We start from the raw sequence: 12,451 nt of genomic DNA, 5'->3' as shown, positions 1-12,451 counted from the left end.
TACTCTCCGTGCGCAGACCTTGCGCAACGCGTGATGAACCTCAGCCAAGCGGCTCGGCACGGGTGAACTGGTAATCGCTGTCAGCGTCCTGCTGCCCCATCAACTCCAGGGTGTCGCCGCCCTCTTCCATCTTGAGCATCAGCGGCGCATCCCGCTCCAGACGCAGATAGGTAGTGCTGTCAGAGGTCTCGGCCTCGAAGTCGCCCCACTGCGTAGTCACGAAATCGCCCCCGATGGCATCGACGTGAGCTTCCTGCAGGAAGAACGCCGTGGGCTTGCCACTCTCGGAATCGCGATGCAGGGTCAGGTCCGCGCGGATGAGGCGACAATCCTGGCAGGGAAGCGTGCCGACGAAACGCTCGATCGGCGGCGGCGTGTAGTCGGCAGGACCTGTGTCCGGCGCAGAGCTGCAACCGCTCAGCAGCAGGAGCCCCACCACCAATGACCTGACAATGGCAATAAAAGGAGTCTTCAAGGTTTCACCGCCTGGTAAGGACATGCCGCCATTTCTTGACATCAATCTGCTTCCCTGTCAGATAAATCAAGACAACGTCTTGCCACCACTACCCTCTGATTGACGTGCTCGATACCGTAAATAGGTGACATCTTGCGGCGGGCATACAGAAGGAAAAGCGTTGACGATACATAGAAGGTAAATCTGTATATTTGTTCTAGCGCAGACGCGAATATGGAAACATATTGCAGGTAGAGATTCCAGCAAGAAAAGCAACACAATAATCGTTTAAATAACGATTAACGCCATGCTTGCCACGCCACTGAGCGGACGGTTCCATCTTTCATGGTGTCGCAATCATCTGACAGGCAGGCCTGCTGTACCTAACCTGGAGCGATAGTAAGGACTCAATCCTGCCCCACCACTCCCGACTCGCCACCACCTGGTACGCAGGTGGGGAAAACACCATCAGAACAATGACATGCTGCCATATACCATACTGGAACAAAAGTGTTACAAAAATACCGAGATTGGGTAACACAAATATGACAAGACAGTTGCCCATTACGCGACGACATGTCTTCTGACACTTTAAATCAGTTTAAACTAATATCATAAACAACCCCATCACTGAGTTAAATGACAGGGTCATCGTGTTGATGAAAACCCTCATTATTGACCAGCGATGTCTACTCTTTTCGCTTGCCGCACTTCCTGACCTCTCATTCATGCAGGCGACCATTGCGCAACCATGCAGCCTCACACGCTCACTCATGGCAACCGGCGCCAGCAGAACTGCAGCCAACCTCTCTCGCCCATACGCTAACGAGTCATAGGCCACCCTGATCGCATTGCCGTGCTACAGACTCATCCCCCTTCCCCTTGGTCGGCACTGACTCACGATCATCAGCAAGCATTGAAAGCCCCAAGCACGAAAAAGCCCGAGACCTGGAGGGGCTCGGGCTTTCTGAACAACACTGAAGTCAACTGAGTCGACTAGCGGTAGCTGCCGTCAGATTGATGCTCAAGCCCGTAATAGCTCGGCACGAAGGTATTGTGCTCTTCTTGCCAAGCACGTGACTGCTTGATGGCTTGTTGGATTTCGGCGTCACTCATGTACTCTGAAATTCTTTGTTTGTCATCATCACCAGCCGTACCGGACAAGTCATAATACTTATATGATTTAATATAATTTTTATCAACTCCATACCCTTTTTCATAATAGCTTGCGAGACGGATACTATTACCACCAATACCTCCACCATACTTAGAGCTAAAAGCCCGCTTAGCCCAAAGAAAAGATTTTTGTGGATCTTTAGCGTATACGATACCTTCCCGATAATAGACTGAAATAATTGCGGCAGATTCAGCATCACCAGCTTGAGCGGACTTCATTAGCCAAAACGCTGCTTTCTCAGTATTCTTGTCATATAATTTAGACTGGATTTCTTTTCGCCAATAAGATTTACCGAGGAGTTTTTGCGCCGGTACATAATCACTGCCTGCTGAAGCAGCTAGTAATTGTTTAGACTTTTCTAGATCTACATCCAAACAGACCCCATGGTAGTACATTCTTGATAACTCATAACCAGCATCATTGATACCATGATCCCAAAGATCACTCAACGTATTAAAAGCGAACGTACAGTCTTTATCAACACCAAGTTCATTATAACCATCAGACAAGCTTAACACTGCTTTTATATAGCTTTTTTTATTATTCTCGCCAACACACCCTGGTACACAACTTATATCTTTTGGCGAGTAAGTATTTAGCAATTCGTCAAAGTCAGCCCTCCTAGGATCTTGGAATAGAGAAGTGGCATAAGAATAGTCAGAAACCAGAAGTATTAAGAAAGTAAAAATGCGTAGCATGTTACCCCGCTCAAACAATAATATCACAATTATTAAATTAAAGCGTATCCACTAAAGAAATTATGTTTTGAAAGATAATTTCTAGCTTTAGCCAGCTAATAATAATTTCACTTTAGCTATACGTGATAGCTCGAGACTGGATTAGTCTCGAGCTACTTCTTGCGACGGTGTCATCAAATATAACTAACGGTAGCTGCCATTAGATTGATGCTGAAGGCCATTATAACTAGGCACGAAGGTATTGTGCTCTTCTTGCCACGCACGAGATTGCTTGATGGCTTGTTGAATCTCATCGTCAGTCATATTCTTCGATACCCTTTCTTTACCATCCATACCTGCAGTACCAGTTAGATCGTAAAACTTATAAGACTGAACAAGATCCTTATCTACCCCGTATCCATTTTCGTAATAGCCTGCCAACCGATAACTATAGGGTCCAGGTCCTCCGCCATATTTTGCTTCAAATGCTTTATGTGCCCAATAAAACGACTTTTGCGCATCCTTTTCAAAAGCAAGGCCTTTCTTATAAAGAACTGATATAATAGATGCAGACTCGGCATCGCCTGCCGCAGCAGACTTCGACAACCAAAACGCAGATTTATCTAAATCCTTCCTATACAACTTAGACTGTATTTCATCTCTAAAATAAGATTTACCCAATAATTTTTGAGAAGGAATATAACCATCATTCGCAGTTTTAAGCAAATATGCCTTTGATTTTGCTAAATCAACCTCTGTACATACTCCATGATAGTACATTCTTGACAGCTCATAGCCTGCATCATTAACCCCATGCCTCCACAATTCGGTTAATGTATCATAAGCAAATTTACAATTTCTAGGCACTTCTAAGCTATTATACGAATCAGATAAACTTAACACTGAAACTATATATTTTTTCTTTTTGTTATCAACTTTGCAATCTGGAATACAAGCGATATCCGCCTTACTGTAAGATGCAAGCATTTGATTGAACCCATCTCTATCCGGACTTTGAAATAGAGATTGGGCTTGTGCTATTGGTGCAATAACAGACAACAGTGTAGCTATAAGCAGCTTCATATTACACGACCTTTATTGCCATAGTGTCATTTTTAAGAACAGAAGTATCGCTGTCTTTATAGAAAATCCTCAAAAAGAAGTTCTCACCATTTAAATTCTTGGTTATCTCTTTTCGCCACTCAAGCATATAATAATCCCCTTCGATGGCCAATCCGGGTTGACTATTGCCACCTTCGCTAGGATAAGTCTCGTTACCACGAGAGAGTTTAGCTACCTTGCCACCTTCTTCTTTTTTATACTCCCAGTTAAATATACGATCACCGACATCAATAGCTATAAACTCAAGCTTTAAATAAAAACTAGATGTTGCGGGAACTGTGACCTTGAGTTTTATATCTATCTCAACATCCCCCGCATGGGTCATAGAGTATATTTGAGCAGCTGATGGGCCCATCGCAGAAGGATCAGGCTTTATATACTGGAGCTCAACCACTACACCTTTAAAGACTAACTCTAGTGAGCTTTGCTCAGATAAAATATCACCGAACTCTTGTACTTGACTAGAATGTTTACCTAAAATACTACGGTTAACCCATGTTTGAACAGCAGGCCCTACCAATGTAGTGTGAGCATAACCTATTAATAGAGTAGCCAATCCAACCAACAAAGTAACTGTCAAGGTAACTGCTAGAGTTGCTCCTATAATTGCGATTGATATGACTCCACCGCTTATTGAGACAGAAGACATCATCTCAAGGTTACCAGCTGAGACGCTATGTCCGAGCCTGACAGCTTCATCTCTTTGACCGCGCAATTCTAAGCCTTCCCATATCGCTAATGCCCCCGCAGCGATGCCAAGCGAATTTCCCATAATCTTCCAGCGAGTTCCATAATTTGTAACTCCTATGAGTTGGGCTTTACCTTCAACAACGCTCATTGTTACCTGAAGCATGGATACACCAACGCCTAGAATTTTACTCCAATCTGCAGCACCCTCTTCATTCTCGATACCATCCTCAACAATATTATACATAAGCGAGCAAAGGCTAATTAAGGCTACTGCTGACTTAGAATAACGCCCAAATATTTTTTCAGCAACGGGCTGAGATACACTGAAGCCCGTTTTTATTACTTGTGATAAAGCAGAGGCTTCTCTTTTCTCGGCATAACTATTGGCCTGAGAAGCATCTTTGTTATCTGAGTTATCAAATATTACAAAACTTGGCAGACGAACAATTATTTCTCTATCATTTTCAATAGTGTCAGATTGGATATTACCGACATTGCCATGGCTAGATTTAAATACACCAGTCTTATCATATCCTCTAGTTTCTTGGCGCAAGTAATCTGAAGTTGATTTCATTAACTTCAGATACTCAGAAATTTTCATAGTATAGCTTTTGATGATAAGGGCCGGTATTTCGTCTGAAGACGGCCCTATCATGCTAACCATTTGTTGATAGCACAAAAAACTCTTCATTGCCTTCGATTGTTCCTTGGAGAAACTCTTATCAGAGCTTCCTCCGATGCTACTATAATTAGCTAATGCAATTAGGCTAGACCCTATTACTGCAGAGGAAAAATTATTGTTCCCCCGGATTCTATGAACCAACTTTTCTGCTATCAAATTATTTTGCGATGTAACAGCGAAAGCAATCTCACTCCATGACTGCTCTTTCCAAGACACGAGATCGAGGACTGAAAGCTGTTCACTGATTTTCAATGAATTTATTTTTTCACATGCGTAACTGATGAAGCTAACATTATTAAAAAACAATACTCGAAGTATCAAGCCTTCTATATTAACAATATTCTTAGCTAACATTCTCCATAAACTACCACTCGCTGGCGATAACACACCCCCTTTGAGAGATAATGAAGCTACATTACTTGCATAAACCCCATGCGACACATCTGTTGTGCTATAGCGAGACATAACCTTCAGTAAACTTTCTTCAACCCATAACGCATAATCACTATCATGCAAAGACAAGATAGCATGACAATGCGCAGTATGCTTTTTATATTCATCATTAAAATCTTCAAGATCATCTGTTCGATACATATCACGAAGTTGATCAAGATGATCTTTTACCACTTTATCAGCCGCTATCTTTTTATTGTGCTTTACGGCCTGCCAGACTCTAAGCTGTCCATCAAAATATGAGTCCTGAGATTTGAGCGACTTATAATATTCTCTCCTATCTTCATCAGCTTCAGCCTCTATCTTCATATCCAAGGCGCTATCACGCTCGCTAATTTCCTTTTTAAGCTTAGATATATTGCTATTAGCTTCTTTCAACTTAGCGATAGGATAGAGAAGCTCAAAGTTTTTGTGAAACTTATCAATAGCCTGCTTACATAACATCTTACGCTTACGTTCTTCTCCCATTTTTTTTGAAGCCAAATCTTCACCGGGATGGAAGAAGTCATCCACAGCGGCAAGCGCCTGGTGACGATAAGCGTTGAGCTCCTGGATAATGCCTATTTCGTCATTGACCGCGAGGATCAAACCTCTGCCCTCGTAGTCCGTCGAGGCATATCTGAGACGCTCGCTCATCGTCTGCTTCATTTCTTCTGGGCTATAGAGATCACGCTTTGGTCCACTGGACCAGAATTGCTCATCCAGCCCTGCTGCACCGGGACTATATTCAGCGACCTGATCCAGCTCTTCCAAGCTGAAAGCATGATCTTGTGCCACCCCTGCTTTCCAGTCAGGAACATTGAATTTCTGCAGATACTTGTCACACCAGGGATCACCACTGAGAATTCTGGATTTCACCTCATCCAGAAACCCTTCAGGCCATGCATGTTCCGTATAGGCATAATACACATCACCGCTCTTGTCAGGAGTCGTGATAGTGACCAGAGAGGCTTGTAACGATTCATTCTTTACGCGTGTGACTTTTTCTTCATCACTCTCGCCATCCCTATTGCCTGACTCGAGAGTACACGGCATCGCCATCTTGTCCAGAGACGGGGGCTGCTTGACGGGGAACTGGTAATATTTTCCATCAGCGGTAATCGCAAACGCAGACCAATACATGCCATCGGGGTTGTCTTTATCGAACAAGTAAAGATAACCGCTGCGCAATTGGCGGAGGATATATTTATTGACCTGACTGGAGGTGCTATGAGCTATCTCTTCCTTGACCTTAGAGGGGACCACGCGCGTGGTACGCTTACCGTTTTCAAGTGTCTGATCAAGCTTTATGTCAGTAAAAGCCTTCACCCTGTCTTCTGACAGTTCAGGGATTTGCTGATTGGCATCATTACGTTGGCAGACAGCATATCGAACAGGCAGGATCGGAAAGCCAGTACGCTTGCAGAAACGACATTCGCCATTCACGACACTCAAAGCGACATGCTGATTTACTATTTGACCTGACATGAGGTTATACCTTTTCCCTGCTTTCCATGATCTTGTCCCAATCGGCGCTCTCAAGCTTGCTGGTCAAGCTGATATAGCTGTGAGTGCTGCGTGAATCAGGTGTCGCTCTGGCGCTCAGTAACTGGCGCATGATCGGATGCTGATAGAACATCGGGGTTGTGACCAGCCCGTGGAGCACGAAGACCGAGATATCCTGTCGCTCTTCCAGACCACACTCCTTTGCGGCGACCAGTAACGCATCGACGATTGCGGCATCCGCATAACCGGCCTTGCTCTCTTCCGGCAGCGTGCGATAGAGCTCCAGGCAATGATTCAGCATCCCTATCCGTCTAATGGCAGACCACTGCGGCAATGTCAGGTTCAATCTCCCGAGGTGACGCTGCTCACTGTGTGGTGCGATGCTCTGCAGTGCATGGGCGTTATCCAGGTAGATCCACTGATCGACAGGCCCCAGCAATGCCGATAGCTGCTCACGATCAAGAATGGCCTCGAGGCGCTCCAATACCCGTGGGTCATGAAAGCGCAGCAGCGCCTTCTTGCCTTCCGGGGTCGTCTGCTCAAGTTGGCGCTGGAAATATGACACCACGCTGGAGAGCGGCTGGGCTGTGATGACCCAGCCACCGAACGCGACCGGAGTGGTGAGGCTTGCAGAGCGTTGCTGCCTCTCCTTCTCCAGCTCTTTGCCCAGGTGCATTTCTGACGGCACCGGTTGTAGATAGAGTTTCTGCGATGGCGTCTGGGCATAGAATCCGTTGCGTACCAGGCCCGCGGATTTCTGGTCCTTCGCACTCAATGCGCGCTGCGGCGTATTGCACGGATCTACCACGCGATACAGGCGTGACTCGGTAGCCGCTTGTCTTGCCACCTGCAGGAATTCCGCCTCATCCAGCATGGCCATATCAGGACTCCACCACACCGTCGCCATTGGCGGCAGCGCTTTGTCCTTTACTCGGACACAGCAAGTCTTCGCCTTCCGGCAATTCCGTCATCGCGGCATTCAGACTCGTCGGCCCACCGAAGCTGTGCTGCGCGCCTTTGACATCAATCTTGCCAGGCGCGTGGAGTTCGATATTGCCGTCCTTGAGGCGGACGTAGGCACCACCACAGGTGAGCAGAATCTCCTTGGCGGCATTGATATCGATGTCGTTCTCGGTGGAGGTGATGGTGACGTCCTTTTCCGCCGTCAGGTCCATCGCATCGCTTTGCGCCTGAACTTCGACCTTGCCCTTGCCGGCAAACAGCTTGATGCCGGAGCGCTGCACGAACAGCGAGAACTTCTCAACCACGGCGCCTACCAGACTGCGCCCGGTGGCCAGGTTGATGTCTTCGCCACTGGTGACGCTGAGCGAGCGGCCCTGTGCCAGGTGCGTCGATTCCGGCGTACTGCTGGCGATGCCGGCGGGGGATGTGAGATGCAGCCAGGGCGCATTCAGGCGCGCTGCCTGCCCTCGCCCGCCATTGGTGGCGCTCTGGGCTGAGCTACCGTCGAAGCGGCTACCGCTGTCATCGGCGCCATAGGTGCCTTGGGTATCGTCGCTGGCCTGCTTGATCTGCGTGCGCGCCGCAAGCGCCTCGGCGTTGTGGCTGGTGGCGCTGTCGCTGAGCGTATTGGCCAGCTGATAGGCGCTGGCGAGCTGCTGTTGCGCAGGAGAGAGATCGAGCTGTTCGCCACTGGCGGCGATCTGGCCCCAGCTACTGAGCATAAGCCCGCTGTTGGCGCGGATGGCGCCGTAAGCGTCCGAGCGCAGCTCGAAGCCGGTACCGCGGAAGCTGCCGCGTGTGTTGCCCTGCTGGTGGATCAGATAGCCGAGGTTGAGCTGGGATTTCTCGTGCTCCGAGTTCAGGCGCACACGCTCCTGATCGGTGGCGTCATCGAACACCAGCTCGTTGTACTTGTTGCCGCGGTAGGTCTTGCTCTTGAGGCCGGAGAGCAGACCATTGGAGTGCCATTGCGGGGTCTGATCACCGTTGTAGACCCGCCCGGTGATCAGCGGCCGATCCACGTCGCCCTCGAGGAAATCGACGATGACTTCCTGGCCGATACGCGGCACGAACACACTGCCCCAGCCAGCACCGGCATTGGGTTGCGCGACACGCAGCCAGCAGCTGGCGTCAGCGGCACCCTTCTCGCTGCGGTCCCAGTGGAACTGCACGCGCACGCGGTTGAGCGAATCGGTGTGGATCTCTTCGTTCTCGGGGCCGACGACGATCGCGGTCTGCGGGCCACCCAGATTGGGGCGCGGATGATCGAGAGACGGACGATACGGCTGACTGAGGCGCTGGCTCTCAAAGTCGATCAGATACTGGCCGGTGCCGACATCGGCGTAGTCTTCGTGAGCGCTTTCATTGAGGCCATGCGCCTGGCGTGCCTCGGCCATGCGCGCCTGCAGGCTGCCCGGTAGCGCCTTGAGGTGCGCGGAGACCGGCAGCGCATTCTCGGCGCAGACGGTCAGGCCCAGCACGAGGAATTCGCGCTCACTCGAGTCGCCGTCTTCATGGCGGGCGTGCTGGCTGAGCTCGAACCAGCGGCCGACCTTCAACTGGCGGATGCCCCCGGCCCCGTAGAAGCGCTTGGCGCGGGATTCATGGGCCTCGAGGCGATTGACGGTCAGGCGTTCGCCGCGCGAATGGTCATCAAAGTAGTACTCGCCGGGATAGTCGTAGACTTCCTGCTCGCTGAGGTTGCCCTGATCGCTGCGCGTGTCCTGACCGGAACGTTTTTCCAGGCCCGGCTGCTTGTAATCAAACGTCCCGAGGCTGACGCGCGTCGGTTGCTGCTGACGGCGGCCGCTCCACTGGGTGATGGAGTCTTCCAGTTCGGTGGCGTCCTGACGGTGGAAGCGGATTACCTGTGGCTCAACCGGCGCGCAGGTCGCGACATCGTCGGTGATGACGAGGCGGTGGCCATTGAAGTCGCTATCGTCAGTGGCATGTTCGAAGTAGTAGAACAGCCCTTCCTGCTCCATCAGGCGATTGACGAACTGGAAGTCGCTCTCGCGATACTGCACGCAGTAGCTGCGCGCCGGGTACTCGCGGCGCAGGTCCAGCCGCCAGCCACCCTGGGCTTCGCCTTGCGCGATGGCATGATGCGAGAATACCGACTCGATCACCTCGACGACGGTAAGGTCCTGGAAGATACGGCTGTCGCGGCCGAGCTTGAGCATCGCCATCCACGGCACCAGCGTCAGCTGGTAATAGAAGACGCCACCATCCTCACCGAGCAGCGCGGCGGACTCGACCAGCCCCGAGAGCTTGCGGTAACTGCCATCGGCCTGACGCACCGAGAGCGCCGCCGGCTGCGCCATCAGGGTCTTGAGTTCGATATCACCATTCTGGGAGATGCAGTCGAGGGTATAGGCGAAGGGACGCGACATGCGCTCTTCCCCCACCAGGCGATGCGGGATGAAGTCCGCGCCGCTCATCTCAAGCGTGAGCAGGCGCTCGTTCTGGCTCAGTGAGACATCAAACGACGACAGCAAGGCGTCGAGTACCCATGAATCTGACATGTTCTGCATCCCTGGCAGTTATCGTAGACGATGCCCTGTTGTACAAGACCGTCCATGGCTCTCAATCAGGCTGCACAGCATATAGGAATGCACTGATTTAGTTAATGACTCAACAGAGTGAACACTTACGCTGAAAGCTCGTTAACGACTACGTGAAGCGCGGCATGACTGGCGAGAAAGGAGGTTATGTCATGATGGATTCGACACCATAAATCGGTACAAGACTTGCCATCATTTCCGGTCAGTCGCGTGGTCTGTTCTCTCTGTTCTCATCATCTGCTCTCTCTATCTGCTCTCTCTATCTCCCGTCTTCCCTCTTCGCTTTGCTCTCTGTCCTCTCCCCTCTTCGCTCCGTCCCCTGCTGTCTGCTGCTGTCTACGGTCTGCGGTCTGCGGTCTGCTCAGCCAACGGGGCAGCCAATGTGATAGCGCCCGGCCCAGGGTGTGATCTCGCGAATGGCGGGCCTGCCAACCACTGCGGACATCGATTGAATACGCGGGACGATGTTCTCGGCGGCAAATATTCGCGACAAGAGATAAGCCATTAATTCCATATGCGGAAATCTATTTCTACATGTGAAAAACAGTTTGACACCTTTGACGTCACTTCATAGCCTGTAGGCCAAATTCAGGAGGAGTGATGCATGCGCACTGACAAGAACTTCATCAACAACGAATTCGTCGCCTCATCCCAGGGCGAGATGATTTCGGTCTACAACCCGGCCACTGAAGCACTGGTAGGTCAGGTGCAGGCAGCAACCACTGACGAAGCGCTTGAAGCGGTGAGCATTGCGGCCAAGGCTCAGAAGGACTGGCGTGCCCAGACCAGCACCGAGCGTGCCGGCTACATGCACAAGCTTGCCGAGGCGCTGATGGCGCGCAAGGATGCCATCGGCCAGGCATTGGCAGATGAGTCCGGCAAGAGCCTGGAAGACGCCACCAATGAAGCCGTCTACGCCGCCGACATCACGCGCTACCACGCCGAGTGGGCACGTCGTATCGAGGGCGAGATCGTCCCCAGCGACACCCCCAATGAAAGCCTGCTGCTGCAGCGCGAGCCCATCGGCGTCGTGGCCTGCCTGATTCCGTTCAACTACCCGGTGTTCACCCTGCTGCGCAAGATTGCCCCGGCGCTGATCACCGGCAATGCCGTGGTCGTGCGTCCGAGCAACAACACCCCGACCTCCGCCTTCGAGATCGCCAAGGCGATCCAGGATGCCGGCATTCCGGCAGGCATCGTCAACATCCTGGCGATGGACCACGGCACCGCAGAAGCCGTCTGCACGCACCCCAAGGTGGGCATGATCACCCTGACCGGCAGCGTCGGCGCCGGTCGCAAGGTGCTGGAATATTCCCAGGTCAACATCGCCAAGTCCTCGTTGGAACTGGGCGGCAAGTCACCGGCCATCGTCGAGCCGGATGCCGATCTGGCCAAGGCAGCGGCACAGATCGCGGCCTCTACCCTCACCAACTGTGGCCAGCTGTGCACCGCCATCGAGCGTGTCTATGTGCACGAATCCGTCTATGACGATTTCGTCGCCCAGCTGAAGCAGCAGATGGAAGGCGTCAAGTTCGGCAACCGACTGGAGGATGCCAGCCTGATGGGGCCGCTGATCAACGAGAATTCGCGCCTCAACATCCATCAGATGGTGGAACGCGCCATCGATGACGGCGCCACTCTGGAAATCGGCGGCTACATCCCCGAGGGCAAGGGTCACTTCTACCCGCCGACCCTGCTGACCGGTTGCCGTCAGGACATGGAGATCGTGCAGGAAGAGATCTTCGGTCCGGTGCTGCCAGTGCTGACCTACAGCGATATCGATGAAGCCCTGGAGCTGGCCAACGATCACCAGTTCGGCCTGGCCTCCGTGGTCTTCACCGAGAACTATCGCACTGCCATGAAGGTCGCCAACAACATCGAAGCCGGCGAGCTCTACATCAACCGCACCCCGGCGGACCCCTACCAGGGCTACCACGCCGGCTGGAAGCGCTCTGGCCTGGGCGGTGATGATGGCAAGCACGGCATGCTCGACTACACCCAGACCCGCCTGGTCGTGATGAACTACTGATCACGCCATTCCGTCTTGCCTGTCACGCCTCCGGGGAGTCCTCTCCCCGGAGGCGTTGACGCCCTACCCCATTTCTTTCCGGAAGCGCGCTGTTGGCGTCGAATGACGGCATGCCAGGCAGTGCGCTCCCACACCATCCTGCTAGCCAGTGACCA

At 51.5% G+C, this 12,451-nt stretch carries 7 protein-coding genes; 1 reads left to right on the top strand and 6 read right to left on the bottom strand.

Features of this window, described 5'->3' with window-relative positions; all coding sequences use genetic code 11:
• Positions 1–40 precede the first annotated feature (40 nt).
• The 6 genes from F8A90_RS06815 to F8A90_RS06790 all read right to left on the bottom strand — a co-directional run bounded on the left by F8A90_RS06815 (position 41) and on the right by F8A90_RS06790 (position 10,228).
• On the bottom strand, positions 41–475 hold the full coding sequence (locus F8A90_RS06815; RefSeq protein WP_200019491.1) for a copper resistance protein NlpE N-terminal domain-containing protein: 435 nt from the start codon (positions 473–475) through the stop codon (positions 41–43).
• A 975-nt stretch (positions 476–1,450) separates the two neighbouring features.
• On the bottom strand, positions 1,451–2,329 hold the full coding sequence (locus F8A90_RS06810) for a tetratricopeptide repeat protein (protein ID WP_200019490.1): 879 nt from the start codon (positions 2,327–2,329) through the stop codon (positions 1,451–1,453).
• Positions 2,330–2,512: 183 nt separating this feature from the next.
• A complete protein-coding gene (locus F8A90_RS06805; RefSeq protein ID WP_200019489.1) occupies positions 2,513–3,391 on the bottom strand; it encodes a tetratricopeptide repeat protein in 879 nt (292 codons plus the stop codon).
• A 1-nt stretch (position 3,392) separates the two neighbouring features.
• A complete protein-coding gene (locus F8A90_RS06800; protein ID WP_200019488.1) occupies positions 3,393–6,722 on the bottom strand; it encodes a T6SS effector BTH_I2691 family protein in 3,330 nt (1,109 codons plus the stop codon).
• 4 nt (positions 6,723–6,726) lie between these two features.
• Entirely contained in the window at positions 6,727–7,620 is an 894-nt protein-coding gene (locus F8A90_RS06795; RefSeq protein WP_200019487.1) for a DUF4123 domain-containing protein, read from the bottom strand.
• A 1-nt stretch (position 7,621) separates the two neighbouring features.
• Positions 7,622–10,228, bottom strand: coding sequence for a type VI secretion system Vgr family protein (locus F8A90_RS06790; protein WP_200019486.1), 2,607 nt, complete (start codon positions 10,226–10,228; stop codon positions 7,622–7,624).
• 643 nt (positions 10,229–10,871) lie between these two features.
• Between F8A90_RS06790 and aldA the strand changes: the two genes are divergently transcribed.
• Positions 10,872–12,296, top strand: a complete 1,425-nt coding sequence (gene aldA / locus F8A90_RS06785; protein ID WP_200019485.1) for an aldehyde dehydrogenase — start codon at positions 10,872–10,874, stop codon at positions 12,294–12,296.
• The last annotated feature ends 155 nt before the right edge of the window (positions 12,297–12,451 follow it).

The sequence above is a fragment of the Cobetia sp. cqz5-12 genome (assembly GCF_016495405.1).
Taxonomy (GTDB): domain Bacteria; phylum Pseudomonadota; class Gammaproteobacteria; order Pseudomonadales; family Halomonadaceae; genus Cobetia.
The sequence above is the reverse complement of the archived record's forward strand: the minus strand, read 5'-3'. Positions and strand labels throughout refer to the sequence as shown.